Below are 16,826 nucleotides of genomic sequence, written 5' to 3'. Positions count from 1 at the left end.
GCAGGGCAACCTGCGGAAGCCCGCGCATCGCCGCCGAAAAATGCGTGAGGGGGACGGGGCGTGCCGATGTGGCACGCCCCTTGCATTTCGGTCCTTTTGATTGTCGTGACGCGTGTGTTGGGGGCCACCCGGAGCAACGGCAGTTTTCGGGAGGACGAGAGATGCCATTCAAGGCACGAGCGTGGGCCGCAGCGCTGATCGCGGCAATCGGGACGGGTGCGCCGGTCACGGCGCAGGAAACGACTTGGCAGGTCTCGCTGTGGGGGGCGCCGCGCGCGTTCACCGAGCATGTGGAGTTCCTCGCTCGCAGCGTGCGGCTGCGCACCGGGGGCGATTTCATCATCGAGATCGACTATGGCGGGCTGTCCTCGAACCGCGAAAATCTCGACGGCATTCGGGCGGGGGCGTTCGAGATGGCGCAATTCTGTGCGGGCTATCACCCCGAGAAGAACCGCGCGATCACGGCGCTGGAGCTGCCGTTCCTGGGCATCCGCACCCTGGAGGAGGAGTTGGCGGCGTCGCGCGCGCTCTACGCCCATCCGGCGGTGGAGGCGGAGATGGCGGAATGGAACGCGCGGCTGCTGATGCCCTCGCCCCTGCCGCAATACAACCTGGTCGGCGGTGGCGTTCCGCCGGAGGGTCTCGACTGGCTCGACGGACGTTCGATCCGGGCGACGGGCGGGATCGGGCGTGCACTGGCACTGTTCGGGGCGGAGCCGGTGTCGCTGACCGCGGATGAGACGCGCGCGGCGATGGAGGACGGCACGCTCGATGCGGTGGCCTTTGCGCAGCACGCGCATTTCAGCTTCGACACGATCTCGCTGGCGCGGTGGTGGACGACCAATCTGGATCCCGGTTCGGTCAACTGCCCCGTGGTGGTGAACGAGGATGCGCTTGCCGCGCTGAGCGAGGAACACCGCGCCGTTCTGCTCGATTCCGCAGACCGGGCGATGGATCACTACCTTGCCAACTATGGCGACCTGATCCTGAAGTGGAACGAGGTGCTGGAAGTGTTCGGCATCGAGCAGGTCGCCCTGCCCGAGGCGGAGCTGGAAAGGCTGGCCTCGGGCGCCGCGGATGTCCGCGCGCAATGGGTTGCCGACCGCACGGCCGAGGGCCTGCCCGCGCAAGAATTGCTGACCACGATCGAGGACGCGCTGAGGGATCATCGGACCGGCGGTTTCTGACCGCTCCCTCGCGCCGCGGCGGTGGGTCGGGGGGCCCGTCGCCGCAACCTGCCGGGGCGGCGGGGTGCTCTCCCCGCCTCGCCGTCCCGTCCGGCAGCCCCCGTTGACACTGGACGGAGCTGCACCCATTTTCCCCGCTCAACGCGGACATCCACGTCCTCGAGGGGGTTCACACATGCCAGTCGTAGTCGTCGAGAGCCCAGCCAAGGCCAAGACCATCAACAAGTATCTCGGCAACGACTTCACCGTCCTCGCCTCCTACGGCCATGTGCGCGACCTGCCGCCCAAGGACGGCTCGGTCGACCCGGACGACAATTTCGCGATGACCTGGGAGGTGGCGACCGCCTCGCAAAAACACGTGAAGGCGATCGCCGACGCGCTGAAGAGCGACGACAAGCTGATCCTCGCGACCGACCCCGACCGCGAGGGGGAGGCGATCTCCTGGCATTTGCAGGAGGCGCTGACCAAGCGGCGGGCGATCAAGAAAACGACGGCGGTGGAGCGGGTGGTCTTCAACGCCATCACCAAGTCCGCCGTGACCGAGGCGATGAAGAACCCCCGCCAGGTCGACATGGAACTGGTGGAAGCGTACCTGGCGCGGCGTGCGCTGGACTACCTCGTGGGCTTCAAGCTGTCGCCGGTGCTGTGGCGCCGCCTGCCGGGCGCGAAGTCGGCGGGCCGCGTGCAATCGGTCGCCCTGCGCATCATCGTCGAGCGGGAGATGGAGATCGAGGCGTTCCGGCCCCGCGAGTACTGGAGCGTCAAGGCGCTGCTGGAGACGCCGCGCGGGCAGACGTTCGAGGCACGGCTGACGGCGCTCGGCGGCAAGAAGCTCGACCGCTACGACATCGCCACCGGCGAGGCGGCGGAGCTGGCGGTGGCGGCGATCCAGAGCCGCGACCTGAAGGTCCAGAGCGTCGAGGCGAAGCCCGCGACGCGCAATCCGGCCGCCCCGTTCATGACCTCCACGCTTCAGCAGGAGGCGAGCCGCAAGTTCTCCTGGGGTGCGCGCCAGACCATGCAGGTGGCGCAGCGGCTCTATGAGGCGGGCTACATCACCTATATGCGGACGGACGGCATCGACATGGCGCCCGAGGCCGTGACAGCCGCGCGCGACGCGATCGGCGCGCGCTACGGCGCCGAGTACGTGCCGGGCGAGGCACGCATCTACAAGAACAAGGCGAAGAACGCGCAAGAGGCGCACGAATGCGTGCGACCCACCGAGATGACCCGCGCGGCGGACGACCTGCCGGGCGGCGTGGAGGCGGATCAGCGCAAGCTCTACGACCTGATCTGGAAGCGGACCATCGCGAGCCAGATGGCGAGCGCGCGGCTGGAGCGGACGGCGGTCGAGGTCGGTTCCCCAGACGGGGAGATCGTGCTGCGCGCGACGGGTCAGGTCGTGACCTTCGACGGGTTCCTGAAGGTTTACGAGGAGGGGCGCGACGACGTCGAGGACGAGGATTCGAAGCGCCTTCCCCAGATCATGGAAGGCGATATCATTGAGCATTGCATTGATGGGTTGCACGACGCCTTCGAGGCCCTGCACAAAGATGGCAAAGTTCATGAGATCGAAATTCTTGATGCACGGGGCGGTATGGCGCGTTCGCCTTATGCAGTCATCGACGTGCGGCACGCCATTATGGGCCAGCAGCATTTCACTCAGCCGCCGCCCCGGTATACCGAGGCCACTCTGGTCAAGCGGATGGAGGAGCTCGGCATCGGGCGGCCCTCGACCTATGCCAGCATCGTCACGACGATCCAGGACCGCGACTATGTCCGCAAGGAGAAGAACCGCCTGATCCCCGAGGACAAGGGGCGGCTGGTCACGGCCTTCCTCGAGAACTTCTTCCGGCGCTATGTCAGCTATGACTTCACGGCGAAGCTGGAGGAGGATCTCGACCACGTCTCGGCGGGAGATGCCGACTGGCACAAGCTGCTGGAGCGGTTCTGGCAGGACTTCAAGGTCGCGCTCGACGAGACGATGGACCTGTCGATCACCGAGGTGCTGGAGAAGATCAACGAGGTGCTCGAACCGCACCTGTTCCCCGCCAAGGAGGATGGCAGCGATCCGCGCCTGTGCCCGAACTGCGGGCAGGGGCGGCTGTCGATGCGCACCGCGCGGTCGGGCGGGGCGTTCATCGGCTGCTCCAACTATCCCGAGTGCCGCTACACCCGCCCGCTCGCCGGAGAGGTCGAGGGCGGCGACGTGGCGGGTCCGGACGGCAAGCTGCTGGGACATGATGACGAGGGCGTGCCGGTGACGCTGCGCACGGGCCGGTTCGGGCCCTACGTGCAGCTCGGTGAGCCAACCGAGGAAGCGCCGAAGCCCAAGCGGGCGAGCATCCCCAAGGACACCGACCTTGAGAAGGTCGACCTTGCGATGGCGCTGCCGCTGCTGGCCCTGCCGCGCTTCATCGGCAAGCACCCGGATGGTGGGGATATCGAGAGCAATATCGGCCGGTTCGGACCCTACGTGATGCTGACCGAGCCGCTGGCCGAGGACGCGCCCAAGAGCGCCAAGCCCAAGAAGGTCTATGCCAACCTCTCCGACCCCGAGGAGGTGCACACGATCGGCCTGAACCGCGCCGTCGACCTGATCGAGCACAAGAAGGCCAATCCCGGCCGCCGTGCCGCGGCGGCAGAGCCGCTGAAGGAACTGGGCGAGCATCCCGCGGGCGGGCCGGTCAACGTTATGAAGGGGCGCTACGGCCCTTACGTGAAATACGACAAGGTCAACGCGACCATCCCCAAGGACGTCGACCCGCAGGACGTGACGCTGGAACAGGCGCTGGTCTGGATCGAGGAGAAGGCCGCGACCAAGCCCAACAAGAAGGCCCCGGCGAAGAAGAAGCCCGCGGCCAAGAAGGCGACGGCGAAGAAGCCCGCCGCCAAAAAGAAGGCTGCCGACTAGAATCGGCGGGAAACCGCCGCATCTATGCCTTCGCGAAAGGCCAGCGAGTGGCCGGAGGGCACATGACCACGATCCAGATCGGCAAGGGGGCGTTCACCGTGCAGAACGCCGCGTATCGGCATGAGCCGGTGAGCCCGCTATTGCCGCAGCTTCAGGGCGAGGCCCTGGCGCGCGCCGTGCTGCACGTGCCGTTGCGCTTCGGCATGGGGGAGTGGGACTGCCGCGGCCTCGACGGGCGATCCGATGCGGAGAAGGGTCAGGCCATGCAGGCCTTCGCCCGGCGCGCGCGGGCGACGCATTGGCTGAAGCACCAAGCGGCGGTGCGCGGCGAGACAGGCATGGACCTCAGCCCCGGATCGGTCGAGGAGCTGTGGCGGCGGCTGGAACGCTTTACCGGATTGCCGCGCGAGGGCGTCGATCGCTGGCTGCACGCGACCTTCGGCACGCCGCGCCACCATCCCGACCTTGTGCCGTGGCTGGCAAGGCTGATGCCCGGCCACCGCTTCGGGCTGACCCTGGGGCTGATGCCGCTGGTCATCGCGCTGCGGCCCGAGGGTGACGACCTGCCCAAGGGCACGATGCTGGTCCTGACGGTGCTGGTCGATGCGCTCTACCACGCGGGCATCGCGGGACGCTGCGGAATCCCTGACCGGCCGGTGCCCGCATTGCTGCCGCTGCGTGGGCTTGCAGGCACCACCGCCGATGCGAAACGCTGGTCGCTGAACGTGGCGAAGCTGACTGCGCGTCACGACCCGCTGCTGAACCGCGCGATCGCGATCCTGCGGCGCGGCTGAGGGAATGTGCGACATCCTGTCGACGTCACGGAACCGTGAAGCGGTCCAGCCGTTGATCGCACCTAAGGCATTTAAGCTTGAAAGGATTTCATCATGGCCATGTCGAGCCTCAAAGACATCTACATCGACCAGATGCAGGACATCTACAGCGCCTGCAAGCAGTCGAAAGACGCGACCCAGAAGCTGCACGACGCGGCGACCGATTCCGAACTGAAATCGGCCCTCAAGGCCGGTGTCGAAGGGATCGAGCAGGGCATGTCGACCCTCAGCGAGATCATCAAGGGTCACGGCGAAGATCCGACCGACGAATTCTGCAAGGGCATGGAAGGCCTGGTCAAGGAAGTGCATGCGCACGTCCTCGACACGGACTTCACCGATGACGACGTGCGCGACGCGATGATCATCACGCAGTATCAGCGCATGGCGCACTACGCGATCGCCGGCTACGGCTGCTGCAAGGCCTTCGGCAAGCGCCTGGGCCAGGACGACGACGTGACGAAGCTCGACAAGTGCCTCGACGCTTCCTACGACGGCGACAAGCACATGACCGAGATCGCGACACACGGCATCAACAAGGCCGCTGCCGCGTAAGGACCATCATGGTCCAAGTCTTCGCGCCCCGTTCGCCATCCGGCGGGCGGGGCGCACTCGTGTCCGGGTGACGGGCGTGCTAGAGCAGTCGGTATGAAAGATTTTCCCAGTAAAGAGCAGATCCTCGACTTCATCCGCGAGAACCCCAATGCCTCGGGCAAGCGGGAGATCGGGCGCGCCTTCGGCATCAAGGGCTCCGCCCGCGTGGAGTTGAAGCGCGTGCTGCGCGAGATGGCCGAGGAAGGCCTGATCGAGAAGGGCCGCAAGCAGTTCCGCAAAGCGGGCGAACTGCCGCCCGTCACCGTGCTGCGCGTGCTGGAGCCCGATGCCGATGGCGACCTGTGGGCCGAGCCGCAGGTCTGGGAGAGCGACGAGTTGATCCCGCGCGTCTCGATCGCTCCGGGCAAGGGCGAACATGCCGTGGGTCCTGGTGATCGGGCGCTGGTCAAGATCGACCGGGGCGCGCAGGGCTATTACGGCAAGGTGATCCGCAAGCTCGGCTCCGGCCCCGCGAAGATCATCGGCATCTTCCGCCAGGCCGATTTCGGCGGGCGCATAAGCCCGGTGGACAAGAAGGCGGATCGCGACTGGATCGTGGCGCCGGGCGACCGCGCGGGTGCGCGCGACGGAGAGCTGGTCGAGGCCGAGCAGATCGGGCGCGGCGGGCGGCAGGGGCTGCCCAAGGCGAAGATCGTGGCGCGGCTGGGCGATCCTGCCGCCCCGCGTGCCGTCAGCCTGATCGCGATCCACGAGCACGGCATCCCCGACGCCTTTCCCGACGAGGTGGTCAAGCAGGCGATCAAGGCGAAGCCGGTCAGCCTCGGCACCCGCGAGGACCTGCGGCACCTGCCGCTGATCACCATCGACCCCTCTGACGCGCGCGACCACGACGATGCCGTGGCGGCGGAGGCGGATACCGACCCGGCCAATCCGGGCGGGCATATCGTCTGGGTCGCCATCGCCGATGTCGCCCATTACGTCACCCCCGGCTCGCCGCTGGATCAGGAGGCGCGCAAGCGCGGCAACTCCACCTATTTTCCCGACCGCGTGGTGCCGATGCTGCCCGAGGAGCTGTCGGGCGACCTGTGCTCGCTGCACGAAGGGGTCGACCGGCCCTGCATCGCGCTGCGTATGGTGCTGGGCGCAGATGGGCAGCGGCGCGGCCATCGCTTCACCCGCGCGCTGATGCGCTCGCCCGCGTCCCTGTCCTACGAGGAGGCGCAGGCCGCCATCGACGGCGAGGTGTCGGAGCGGACGGACCCATTGCTCGACTGGGTGCTGCGCCCGCTCTGGTCCGCCTATGCCGCCGCGCGCCGCGCGCGAGAGGTGCGCGCGCCGCTGGAACTGGATCTGCCGGAGCGCAAGATCGTGCTGGACGAGGCGGGACAGGTCACCTCCGTCGCCTTCCGCGACCGGTTCGACGCGCACAAGCTGATCGAGGAGTTCATGATCCTCTCCAATGTCTGCGCCGCCGAGACGCTGGAAAAGAAACGCCGGCCCTTCCTCTACCGAGTGCACGAGGAGCCGTCCCCGGCCAAGCTCGATGCGCTGCGCGAGGTCGTGGACAGCGTCGGCATGGTGCTGGCCAAGGGGCAGGTCCTGAAGACCCGGCATCTCAACGCGCTCTTGGAACAGAGCGCGGGGCAGGATCATGCGGAGATGATCAACCTGTCGGTGCTGCGCTCGATGATGCAGGCCTATTACTCGGCCGAGAATTACGGGCATTTCGGGCTGGGGCTGGCCCGTTACGCGCATTTCACCTCGCCCATCCGCCGCTATGCAGACCTGATCGTGCACCGCGCGCTGATCTCGGCGCATGGCTGGGGCGATGACGGGCTGTCGCCGCAGGACGTGGAGCGGCTGGAGCAGACGGCGGAGCATATCTCGACCACGGAGCGCCGCTCGATGCTGGCCGAGCGGGACACGACGGACCGCTACCTCGCCGCCTACCTGTCGGAGCGGGTGGGGTCGGAATTCGACGCCCGCATCTCCGGCGTCGCGCGGTTCGGGCTGTTCGCGAAGCTGGAGGAGACGGGCGCGGACGGCCTGATTCCGATCAGTCGGCTGGGGCAGGAATATTGGCGGCACGATGCGGAGGCGCAGACGCTGACCGGCGATCGCTCGGGCCGGGTGATCGGGCTGGGAATGGAGGTCCGCGTGCGGCTGGAGGAGGCGGTTCCCGTGACGGGCGGGCTGATGTTCGAGCTGCTGTCGGTCGAGGATCGCGCCATGCCGCAAGGCCGCACAGGCCCGCGCAAGGGCAGCCCGAAGCGCAAGCAGGTGAAAGGCCGGATCAAGCGCAACAAGAGCCGTCGCGGCTGAGACGCTTGCCTCGGCGGGCAGGCTGGGCCACCAAGGGTCGGCCCCTGCTTCGAGGAGTTGCACGATGACCACCACCACGCCGCCCGGTGTTCCGAAGCCTGCGGGCATGGGTGTGATCTACGGCGCGCTCGGTGCGGTGCTGCTGCTGATCGGCGCGGTGGTCGTTCTGGTGGAGAGCGCGGCACCGGGTGTGGAAGGGCGGCCTTCGCCCGCGGTGGCGAATCGACAGGTGATCGAGGCGGATGGCGAGCATACCGATCCGGCCCCCGCGCCCGAGGCGACACCGCGCGCGGAAGCGGAGGCCGAACTAGCGCAGGCGGGCGCTTCCGAAACGGTCTCCGTCGGCGAGGTCATTGCGCCCCCTGTCGTCGATCAAACCGAAATCGAACCGGACGATCGGGCCGCGGCGCCGCAGACTGCCTTCGTTCCGCGCAGCGCTGTCCCTCGGCCCGAATTCATCTTGCCGTCACAGAGTGGAATGCTCGTCGCGATCGGCGCTTGGAACCTGCTTCTGATCGGGACCGAAGCGGAGACGTTGAGCGCGATCACCCTGCCGGACGGGACCGGGCTGGTCGAATGTTCGAACGGTACGCATCCGGGGATGCTGCTCCTCACCGATCCATCGGCGCGGTTGCATCAGGCCGGACTGTGCTCGCGGCTGGCGGCGCTGACCCGACCGGAAGAGATGCGCGCGCGGTTCAGTGCGATGCGCGACCGCGCCATCGCACAGCATCTGATCGAAGCGATGCGACCCGACGCGGCCGATGGGTTGATCGGACTGCTGGGCAGCGACCGGGATGTGAACGAGGTCGTGGCGATCCTGGACGAACGGGTCGAGGCCGGGCAAATGCAATTGAATCATGCGCAGGGTTATATCCGGCTGTTCGCGGCCAGTGTCGGCGTGGGCGGCGACGCGATGGCGAACCGGATCGAGGGCGGCGGCGCGCTGCCGCTGGGCCTGCGCCAGGCGCTGCGCGACCCGGTCGGCTACTAGTCCTTTACCGCGCGGATCAGCTTGCGCTCCAGCACGCGCAGGACGGATTTCAGGTCGTGGCCGCGTTTCAGGATGCGACCATCCATGCCGATGACGGCGTATTGCCCCTGCGCCCGCGCCAGCTTGGGCCGCTTCTCGATACGGTAGAGCGGATGTTCCGCCGTGCGGCGGAAGATCGAGAAGATGGCGACCTCCCGCAGGTTGGACATGCCGTAGTCGCGCCATTCGCCCGCGGCGACCATGCGGCCATAGAGCGAGAGGATCACCGCAAGCTCGGTCCGGTGAAAGGCCACGATCTCGGTCGAGGGGCGGGCGGCGCCGATGGGGGTCACGATCGTCATGCCTGCGAGTGTGCCGCGACAGCGCCGGGCGGGCAAGTCGCGCATGATTGTGGCGGCCCTGCCCCGATCTTTCCCAGCCTCTGCCGCAATTCGGACCCAACGCGGCCATCATGGTGGGCGACAAGGGACCTGCATCGCACGGGGCGGTCCACATTCATGCCCCCAAACTGAATTCGGGACGAACCGGGCGATGCACCCCTCCCCCTCATTGGCAAGCCTTCGCGCAGGCGCTACCCCTTCTCGGGACAGACATGCGAGGAGAGATCATGCGCGACTTTCACCTGCCCGGCCGCTCCGCCGTCTTCGCCACGAACGGTATGTGCGCGACCTCCCACCCGCTGGCCGCGCAGATCGCGGTCGAGACGCTGAAACGCGGCGGCAATGCGGTCGATGCCGCGATCGCGGGCGCGGTTCTGCTGGGCGTGTGCGAGCCGCAGATGACCGGCCTGGGCGGTGACATGTTCGCGCTGGTGTCGCAAGGGGACGAGGTGCACGGGCTCAACGCGTCGGGGCGGGCGCCTGCGGGGTTCGATGCCGCTGCGCTGCGCGAAGCCGGGCACGACGCGGTGCCGGTCTATTCCGCCCATGCGGTCACGCTACCCGGTGCGGTCGATGGCTTCGCCACGTTGGCGGAGCGGTTCGGCAAGCTGGGGCTGGGTGACGCGCTGGGGCCGGTCATCCCCTATTTCGAGGACGGTGTGCCGGTCGCACCGCGCGTGGCCGATGACTGGGCGAAGGCCAAGCACCTGTCGGGCGAGGGGCGACGGCACTTCCTCGTCGACGGCACGGCCCCGGCCTCCGGGACCCGCTTCGCGCTGCCCGGTCAGGCGGAGGTTCTGCGCCGGATCGTGGCGAACGGGCGCGCGGGCTTCTACGAAGGCGAAGTTGCCGAGGACATGGTCGCGTCCTTGAACGCGCTCGGTGCCTCGCACACGCTCGACGACTTCGCCGCGACGTCTTGCGACTGGGTGCAGCCGATCAGCGGCACCTATCGCGGGGTGGAACTGGTGGAGCTGCCGCCCAACGGGTCGGGTGCGACGGCGCTCCTGATCCTGAAGATGCTGGAGCGGTTCGACATCGCCGCGATGGACCCGCTGGGGGCCGATCGCGCGCATCTGGAGGCGGAGGCGGCGAAGCTCGCCTATGACGCGCGCAATCGCTTCATCGCCGACCCGGATCACACGACGCGGCTCGACCACATGCTGTCGGAGGAGTTGGCGGCGCCGCTCGCGGGCCTGATCGACATGGAGAAGGTGCTGCCCGCCCCCGCCCCGCTTGCGGAGGAGGTCCACAAGGACACGATCTACATCACGGTGGCGGATGGCGACGGCATGGCCGTCAGCCTGATCTACTCGGTCTTCCATTCCTTCGGCTCGGGCCTCGCGTCCACCCGGTTCGGGATCGGGTTCCAGAACCGCGGCGCGGGCTTCAACCTGACCGAGGGACATCCGAACGAGGCGGGGCCCGGAAAGCGGCCAATGCACACCATCATCCCCGCCATGCTGCGCCGGGAGGGCCGGGTGGAGATGCCCTTCGGCGTGATGGGCGGGGCCTACCAGCCCAACGGGCACGCGCGGGTCGTCAGCAACATGGTAGATTTCGGAATGCACCCGCAGGCCGCGATCGACACGGCCCGCAGCTTCGGCGCGCTGGGACCGATGGAACTGGAGAACGGCTACCCCTCCGCGGTGTGGGACGCGCTGCGCGCCAAGGGCCATGAGGTGAAGGAGCCCGAGACCGCCATCGGCGGCGCGCAGGCGATCCGCATCCGCGAGGACGGTGTTCTGGAAGGGGCGAGCGACCCGCGCAAGGACGGCTGCGCGCTGGGGTACTAGTGCGCGCCCAGCGCCAGCCGGTAGCGCCCGTTTTCGAGCGTGCCGAACATGTCGCCGATCTCTGGGTGATCCACCGGCTCGCCCGTTTCGTCGCGGAGCAGGTTCTGCTCCGACACGTAGGCGATGTAGTAGCTCGTCTCGTTCTCGGCGAAGAGGTGGTAGAACGGCTGATCCTTGGCCGGACGGTGATCCTCCGGGATCGACTGGTACCATTCCTCGGTATTGTCGAATTCGGGGTCCACGTCGAAGATCACGCCGCGAAACGGGTGGATTCGGTGTCGCACCACCTGACCGATCGAAAATTTCGCTTCTCTGACCTGCATTTGCGCCACCCTTTAACCTGTCTTGCGCTATAGGACGTGCCCCATGGCCTGTCCAGTCACGCTGCCCCTGTGATCGCGGTTGCGTGATTGGCGACAAATGGGCGGACAGGGGCCGGAAGTTGCGTTATCGTGACGCCCAAGACCCCAAAAACGGGCGAAACCGAGCAGCGACAGTCGATTACAGGTGACGATATGAGGATGACAGGACTGGTCCGTCTGGCGGGCGCGATCGCGCTATGCCTTCTGGCGGCATGTGGACGCAACGAGCCGGAGGTCGCGCGTCCCATCGGTAACGAGATCCCGCCCAGCAATACGCTCAACATCTGCGCGATCTTCGCGGAGAAGCCGCATTGGCGGCGCGACATGGAGGTCGCCTCGGCCAAATGGGGCACGCCCGTCGAGGTGATGATGGGCATCATGTGGCGCGAGAGCCGGTTCCGCCAGCATGCGAGCCCCGGAACATCGTCCGCCTATGGCTACAGCCAGGCGATCAACGGCACCTGGGCCTGGTATCAGGACGCGACCGGCAATCATGCGGGCGACCGGACGCGGTTCTCGGACGCCGCGGACTTCATCGGCTGGTACATGAACGAGACGCTGAAGCAGAACGGCCTGTCCTTCTACGACAGCTACGCGCAGTACCTCGCGTATCACGAGGGACATAACGGTTTCCGCCGCGGGACGTACTGGGAAAAGGACTTCCTGCTGCGCGCGGCAGGTGAGGTGCGCACGATGGTCGAGGTCTATCGCACGCAGCTCAACGCCTGCCCCAGCCGTATGGTCTGACCCGGCTTCGTTGACAATCGGCATCGGAATGACTTTCTGATGCGGGTTGGGAAACGGAGGAGCCGATGGATCGTCTGGCGGAAATGGAAGCCTTCATCGCGGTGGTAGACCAGGGCGGCTTCACCGATGCGGCGCGCAAGCTGGGAATATCCAAGAGCGCGATCTCCAAGCATGTGTCCTCGCTGGAGGCGCGGCTGGGCGCGCGCCTTCTGAACCGCACCACGCGGCGCGTCAGTCCGACCGAGATCGGCCTCGCCTATTACGACAAGGCGGGGCGCGTGCTGTCGGAGGCGGGGGACGCCGACGCGATGGTCACGTCGATGCAGTCGGAGCCGCGCGGGGAATTGCGCCTGTCGGTGCCCGTCGGCTTCGGCACCACGCATGTCTCGGAGGCGGTGGCCGAATTCCTGCTGCAATACCCCGAGGTCTCGATCCACATGGTCATGGACGACCGGTTCGTGGAACTGGTGTCCGAAGGCTTCGATCTTGCCATCCGCATCGGCAACCTGCCTGATAGCTCGCTTCGCGCGCGCAAGCTGGGGGATGCGACCGGGCTGCTGGTCGCTTCCCCCGACTACCTCGCGCGGCGGGGCACGCCCGAGTGCATCGAGGACCTCGCCGATCACGACCTCTTGCACTACTCCAACCTCTCGACCGGGAATTTCTGGCGGCTGACCACGGAGACCGGAGTGGAGAAGCAGGTGCGCGCGGGCGGCAAGCTGACCGCCAACAATGGTGAGGCGCTGCTGCGCGCGGTGGAGAACGGGCTGGGCATCAGTCATGTGCCGACATTCATCCTGCGCGACTCGATCGAGAAGGGGCGCACCGTCGAGGTCCTGCCGAAGATCCGCAAGCCGGAGCTCGGCATCTACGCCGTCTATCCGCCGGGCCGGTTCCCCCAGCCCAAGCTGCGCGCCTTCGTCGAGTTCATGGCCGCCCATTTCAAGAAACAGGGCGACATCATCTGGTGATCACTCGATCCCGTAGTTCTGGCGTGCGCGCATCGCGAACTCGACCGTGAAGCCGATTGCGAGTGCGGCGAGCGTGAAGTAGATCGGGTACTCGATGCTCGTCTTCTTTGGCAGGTAATTGATGAAGGCGTGCCCGCGCGCCTGGTCGATCGAGTGGAACAGCGGATTCCACGCGAAGAAGGGCAGGATCGCCGCTGGAATAGTATTGGCCACGAACATCTTGCCGCTCGTCACCATCTGAAGTCGGCGGTACACCTGAAACAGTTTCGGGATTACGCCCGGCGCGAAGGGCGTGAACGCCATGAACAGCAGCCCGACCGCCAGACCACTGGCCCAGGCCATGAAGAAGGGCAGGATCAGACCCGGCGGATTGTAGACCTCCAGATACCCGCGGATCAGGTAGGCGGTCGTCATGATGACGATCACGGACAGGATCACGATGTAGAGCTGGTTCAGCGCGGCCGACAGGATCGAGATGAGGGTCGAGGTCTTGGCGTAGAACATCATACCCGATGTCGCGTGGCCCGCCCCCTTAAGGTTGGTCACCGCCTGGATATGGGCGCGGTAGAGGAAGATCCCGGTCATCATGAACAGCAGGAAATCCCCACGGATCGCCGGCAGACGACCGAAAACCTCGAAGATCACGTAGAAGATGAAGAACAGGATCAGCGGCTGGATCAGCAGCGATACGAAGCCGAGCAGCGACCCGCCGGTATCGGTGCGGAACGACCTGACGATCGAGATGTAGATGATGTCGAGCAGCGACTGCAGCGACTCCCAGAAGGTCTGCGCCCTGTGATACCTCTGAAACTGCGGCACGGGTCGCCTCCCCGGACTGTTGTCACACGCTGTCCCATGACACATACACCATGCATGACCGCGTGCCATCGGAGAAGACCATGAACCACGAAAGCCTTGCCAACACCTTTCGCGACCTCGCGTTGCGGGCCGGTGCCCGGATCATGGAGATCTACGAGGCGGACGATTTCGATGTCCGCGCCAAGAGCGACGACAGCCCGGTCACGGCGGCTGACGAGGCCGCGGACGCGCTGATCTCGGATGGCCTGCGCGCGGCATTTCCCGATCTGCCGCTGGTGACCGAGGAACAGGCGGACACGCACGGGCAGGACGTCGACACGTTCCTGATCGTCGATCCGCTCGACGGCACCAAGGAATTCGTGCAGCGGCGCGGGCAGTTCACCGTCAATATCGCTCTGGTCGAGAACGGCGTGCCGGTGCGCGGCGTGGTCTATGCCCCCGCCATCGGGCGGCTGTTCTACACCCAGGCCGACGGCCAGGCGGTCGAGGAGACGGGGCCATTCGGGGACGCGCCCGGCGAGGTGACGCCGCTCTCAGTCGCGACGCCCGATGGCCCCTTGCGCGTCGTCGCGTCGAAATCGCACCGCTCGCCGGAGTTGGAGAGCTACATCGCGAAATACGACGTGGCCGACAGCGTGGCGGCAGGATCCTCGCTGAAGTTCTGTCTGGTCGCGACCGGGGAGGCGGACCTCTACCCCCGGCTGGGGCGCACGATGGAATGGGACACCGCCGCCGGCGACGCCGTGCTGCGCGGTGCGGGCGGAACCGTCGTCCGCTTCGACGATCACAGCCCGCTCGGCTACGGCAAGCCCGGATTCGAGAACCCCTACTTCATCGCGGCTGCTCCGAGCGTAAAGCTGGTCTCCTGATGTCCGTCACGATCCTCATACCCGCCCGCTACGCCTCGACGCGCTATCCGGGCAAACCGTTGGTGGAGTTGCGCGGGGCGGACGGCACGCCGCGCAGTCTGATCCGGCGGTCCTGGGACGCCGCATGCCGCGTCTCGGGCGCGGACCGGGTCTGCGTCGCCACGGATGACGCGCGCATCGCGGATCACGCGCGCGGCTTCGGGGCGGAGGTGGTGATGACCTCCAGCGCGGCGCGCAACGGAACCGAGCGCTGTGCCGAGGCCGTCGCGGCGATGAGCAATCGGCCCGAGATCGTCGTCAACCTGCAGGGCGACGCCCCCCTGACCCCGCCTTGGTTCGTCGAGGCGCTGATAGAGAGGATGGCTGCCGACCCGGACATGCAGGTCGCGACACCGGTACTGCGCACCGATGCCGCCGCCCTGCGGGGGTTCCGCGAGGACCGGCGCAATGACCGCGTCGGCGGCACCACCGCCGTGTTCGACCGGGCGGACCGGGCGATGTACTTCTCCAAGGAGGTCCTGCCCTATACCGGCCGCGACTTCGCGGAAGGCGAGGATAATCCAGTCTTTCACCATGTCGGCGTCTACGCCTACCGCCCCTCCGCGCTGGAGGCCTATGCGGGTTGGCCCGAAGGGCGGCTGGAGAGGTGGGAGGGGCTCGAACAGCTGCGCTTCATGGAGAACGGCGTGCCCGTGCATTGCGTCGAGGTGGATGCGCGCGGGCGCGGATTCTGGGAGTTGAACAACCCCGTCGACGTCGCGCGGATCGAGGCCATGCTGCGCGACCAGGGCCTCGACTGACGCGATGCCGTCGGTCAGCGCGATCGTCGTCAGCCGGGATCGCGCCGCCTCGCTCGACCGGACGATCGCGGCGCTGCGCCTGCAACGGCCCGTACAGCCCGAGATCGTCGTGGTAAGCAACGGCGCGCCGCCGGAGGGTGTCGATCGGCATGTGCGGTTCGATGACGCGAACGTTGCCGCCGCGCGCAATGCCGGGATCGCGGCTGCGGGCGGAGAGGTCCTCGCCTTCTGCGACGACGATGCGGTGCCGGAGCCGGACTGGCTCGACCGGTTGATGCCCGCTTTCGACGACCCGGCGGTCGCGGCGGCGGGGGGGCCGGTCCTGCGGCCCGATGGCATCGACATCGACTGGGGCGAGACCGGCTTCGACATGTTCGGCACCGACCGTCCCGACGGCGGATATCGCAAGCTGCACGGCGCCAATATAGCCTTTCGGCGGAATGCCCTGGCCCGGACCGGGGGTTTCGATACCGGCTTCGCCTACTATCTGGACGAGACGGAACTGCTGATCCGGCTGCACCACGCGGGCTGGACCATAGCATGGTGTCAGGACGCCGTGATGCATCACGCGCGGCTTCCCAACGCGGTTCGGGGCGGCGCGACCTCGCCCGAGGGGTTCCGGCGGCTGGGGCAGAGCAAGGCGCGTTTCGCGCGGCTGCATGCGACGGAGGACCCCGGCCCCGACCAAGCGCTGTTCCGCGCGGCCCAATGGCGTCGGCTGATGGCGCTGCACGATCTCGGCCGGCTCGACGGGGCGGGCGTCGTGGCGCGCATTGCGGCGCTCGAGGCAGGGTTGCGATCCCCGGCGGAGGGTGAGGTGTCCAGCGTCGATCCCGCGAGCGGCGCGGCAGGATGGTCGGCGCCAGCTCGGGCCCGTATCGCCCTGGCCCCGAGGATCGCGGGCCGACGCGCGGCGCGGCGCATGGCGGCCCGTTTGGCACGCGAGGGTCACGAGGTAACGCTCGTCATCCTCAGGTACACCGATCAGCCGATGCGCGTGCGGTTCGAGAACGGCCACTGGCTGCACATGGGCGGGCTGTTCAGAGAGCGTCGTTGCAGGGGATGGCAGGCGCAGCTGCGGCGGGAACTCGACCGCGTCGCGGACCGGCGCGCGTTCACGCATATCGCCGTGGGAACGCTCTTTGGCGGCTTCGTCGTCATGCGCCTTTCGGACGGCGTTCCTATACGTCTGCGCCCTGGTTCGGTGCACGAACTGTCCGGTATGTGTGCGATGCACCATTGATGCGCCACAATCGCGCACTAGAACAAAACGCGACTGA

The 16,826-nt window shown here is 67.2% G+C and carries 15 protein-coding genes; 12 read left to right on the top strand and 3 right to left on the bottom strand.

What is annotated here, in order from left to right; all coding sequences use genetic code 11:
• Positions 1-161: 161 nt before the first annotated feature.
• From RX333_RS08100 to RX333_RS08075, 6 genes are all read left to right on the top strand, one after another.
• On the top strand, positions 162-1,187 hold the full coding sequence (locus RX333_RS08100; RefSeq protein WP_316014423.1) for a C4-dicarboxylate ABC transporter substrate-binding protein: 1,026 nt from the start codon (positions 162-164) through the stop codon (positions 1,185-1,187).
• A gap of 175 nt (positions 1,188-1,362) precedes the next feature.
• Positions 1,363-4,101: a type I DNA topoisomerase gene (gene topA / locus RX333_RS08095; protein WP_316014422.1), complete on the top strand. Its 2,739-nt coding sequence runs from the start codon at positions 1,363-1,365 to the stop codon at positions 4,099-4,101.
• A 62-nt stretch (positions 4,102-4,163) separates the two neighbouring features.
• Positions 4,164-4,895: a hypothetical protein gene (locus tag RX333_RS08090; RefSeq protein WP_316014421.1), complete on the top strand. Its 732-nt coding sequence runs from the start codon at positions 4,164-4,166 to the stop codon at positions 4,893-4,895.
• A gap of 99 nt (positions 4,896-4,994) precedes the next feature.
• Positions 4,995-5,486 (top strand): ferritin-like domain-containing protein, encoded by a 492-nt coding sequence (locus RX333_RS08085; RefSeq protein WP_316014420.1) that lies wholly within the window; start codon positions 4,995-4,997, stop codon positions 5,484-5,486.
• Positions 5,487-5,579: 93 nt separating this feature from the next.
• Positions 5,580-7,808: a ribonuclease R gene (gene rnr, locus RX333_RS08080; RefSeq protein WP_316014419.1), complete on the top strand. Its 2,229-nt coding sequence runs from the start codon at positions 5,580-5,582 to the stop codon at positions 7,806-7,808.
• A gap of 64 nt (positions 7,809-7,872) precedes the next feature.
• Positions 7,873-8,802: a hypothetical protein gene (locus tag RX333_RS08075; RefSeq protein ID WP_316014418.1), complete on the top strand. Its 930-nt coding sequence runs from the start codon at positions 7,873-7,875 to the stop codon at positions 8,800-8,802.
• Here RX333_RS08075 and RX333_RS08070 read toward each other — a convergent pair.
• A complete protein-coding gene (locus RX333_RS08070; protein ID WP_316014417.1) occupies positions 8,799-9,143 on the bottom strand; it encodes a DUF2794 domain-containing protein in 345 nt (114 codons plus the stop codon). The two genes, RX333_RS08075 and RX333_RS08070, sit on opposite strands and share 4 nt — an antisense overlap.
• A 266-nt stretch (positions 9,144-9,409) precedes the next feature.
• On the opposite strand from RX333_RS08070, the gene RX333_RS08065 reads away from it, so the two are divergent.
• Positions 9,410-10,978 (top strand): gamma-glutamyltransferase family protein, encoded by a 1,569-nt coding sequence (locus RX333_RS08065; RefSeq protein WP_316014416.1) that lies wholly within the window; start codon positions 9,410-9,412, stop codon positions 10,976-10,978.
• Here RX333_RS08065 and hspQ read toward each other — a convergent pair.
• Positions 10,975-11,301 carry a heat shock protein HspQ gene (gene hspQ, locus RX333_RS08060; protein WP_316014415.1) on the bottom strand — a complete coding sequence of 109 codons (327 nt, stop codon included), beginning with the start codon at positions 11,299-11,301 and terminating at the stop codon, positions 10,975-10,977. The two genes, RX333_RS08065 and hspQ, sit on opposite strands and share 4 nt — an antisense overlap.
• Before the next feature lie 198 nt (positions 11,302-11,499).
• Between hspQ and RX333_RS08055 the strand changes: the two genes are divergently transcribed.
• Both RX333_RS08055 and RX333_RS08050 read left to right on the top strand, forming a co-directional pair.
• The gene (locus RX333_RS08055; RefSeq protein ID WP_316014414.1) at positions 11,500-12,087 is read left to right on the top strand and encodes a transglycosylase SLT domain-containing protein; all 588 of its coding nucleotides are present in this window, start codon (positions 11,500-11,502) and stop codon (positions 12,085-12,087) included.
• A gap of 65 nt (positions 12,088-12,152) precedes the next feature.
• Positions 12,153-13,058: a LysR family transcriptional regulator gene (locus tag RX333_RS08050; protein WP_316014413.1), complete on the top strand. Its 906-nt coding sequence runs from the start codon at positions 12,153-12,155 to the stop codon at positions 13,056-13,058.
• On the opposite strand, the gene RX333_RS08045 is transcribed toward RX333_RS08050, so the two are convergent.
• Positions 13,059-13,877, bottom strand: a complete 819-nt coding sequence (locus RX333_RS08045) for an ABC transporter permease (protein ID WP_316014412.1) — start codon at positions 13,875-13,877, stop codon at positions 13,059-13,061. It abuts the gene before it with no gap.
• An 80-nt stretch (positions 13,878-13,957) separates the two neighbouring features.
• Between RX333_RS08045 and cysQ the strand changes: the two genes are divergently transcribed.
• From cysQ to RX333_RS08030, 3 genes are read left to right on the top strand one after another with little or no spacing between them, the layout of a single operon-like run.
• Entirely contained in the window at positions 13,958-14,746 is a 789-nt protein-coding gene (cysQ, locus tag RX333_RS08040; protein WP_316014411.1) for a 3'(2'),5'-bisphosphate nucleotidase CysQ, read from the top strand.
• A complete protein-coding gene (locus tag RX333_RS08035; RefSeq protein WP_316014410.1) occupies positions 14,746-15,546 on the top strand; it encodes a manno-octulosonate cytidylyltransferase in 801 nt (266 codons plus the stop codon). The genes cysQ and RX333_RS08035 overlap by 1 nt, the downstream gene beginning before the upstream one ends.
• Before the next feature lie 4 nt (positions 15,547-15,550).
• Positions 15,551-16,789: a glycosyltransferase family 2 protein gene (locus RX333_RS08030; RefSeq protein ID WP_316014409.1), complete on the top strand. Its 1,239-nt coding sequence runs from the start codon at positions 15,551-15,553 to the stop codon at positions 16,787-16,789.
• Positions 16,790-16,826: the final 37 nt, after the last annotated feature.

Origin of the sequence: Roseobacter sp. HKCCA0434 (assembly GCF_032464675.1) — a bacterium.
Lineage (GTDB): Bacteria > Pseudomonadota > Alphaproteobacteria > Rhodobacterales > Rhodobacteraceae > Pontivivens.
The sequence above is the reverse complement of the archived record's forward strand: the minus strand, read 5'-3'. Positions and strand labels throughout refer to the sequence as shown.

Excerpts from the sequence above, each read along its gene's own strand:
- RX333_RS08050 (WP_316014413.1), top strand. The coding sequence starts at position 12,153 with ATGGATCGTCTGGCGGAAATGGAAGCCTTCATCGCGGTGGTAGACCAG.
- rnr (WP_316014419.1), top strand. The coding sequence starts at position 5,580 with ATGAAAGATTTTCCCAGTAAAGAGCAGATCCTCGACTTCATCCGCGAG.
- RX333_RS08035 (WP_316014410.1), top strand. The coding sequence starts at position 14,746 with ATGTCCGTCACGATCCTCATACCCGCCCGCTACGCCTCGACGCGCTAT.
- topA (WP_316014422.1), top strand. The coding sequence starts at position 1,363 with ATGCCAGTCGTAGTCGTCGAGAGCCCAGCCAAGGCCAAGACCATCAAC.
- RX333_RS08065 (WP_316014416.1), top strand. The coding sequence starts at position 9,410 with ATGCGCGACTTTCACCTGCCCGGCCGCTCCGCCGTCTTCGCCACGAAC.
- RX333_RS08030 (WP_316014409.1), top strand. The coding sequence starts at position 15,551 with ATGCCGTCGGTCAGCGCGATCGTCGTCAGCCGGGATCGCGCCGCCTCG.
- RX333_RS08085 (WP_316014420.1), top strand. The coding sequence starts at position 4,995 with ATGTCGAGCCTCAAAGACATCTACATCGACCAGATGCAGGACATCTAC.
- RX333_RS08090 (WP_316014421.1), top strand. The coding sequence starts at position 4,164 with ATGACCACGATCCAGATCGGCAAGGGGGCGTTCACCGTGCAGAACGCC.
- RX333_RS08100 (WP_316014423.1), top strand. The coding sequence starts at position 162 with ATGCCATTCAAGGCACGAGCGTGGGCCGCAGCGCTGATCGCGGCAATC.
- cysQ (WP_316014411.1), top strand. The coding sequence starts at position 13,958 with ATGAACCACGAAAGCCTTGCCAACACCTTTCGCGACCTCGCGTTGCGG.
- RX333_RS08070 (WP_316014417.1), bottom strand. The coding sequence starts at position 9,143 with ATGACGATCGTGACCCCCATCGGCGCCGCCCGCCCCTCGACCGAGATC.
- RX333_RS08055 (WP_316014414.1), top strand. The coding sequence starts at position 11,500 with ATGACAGGACTGGTCCGTCTGGCGGGCGCGATCGCGCTATGCCTTCTG.
- hspQ (WP_316014415.1), bottom strand. The coding sequence starts at position 11,301 with ATGCAGGTCAGAGAAGCGAAATTTTCGATCGGTCAGGTGGTGCGACAC.
- RX333_RS08075 (WP_316014418.1), top strand. The coding sequence starts at position 7,873 with ATGACCACCACCACGCCGCCCGGTGTTCCGAAGCCTGCGGGCATGGGT.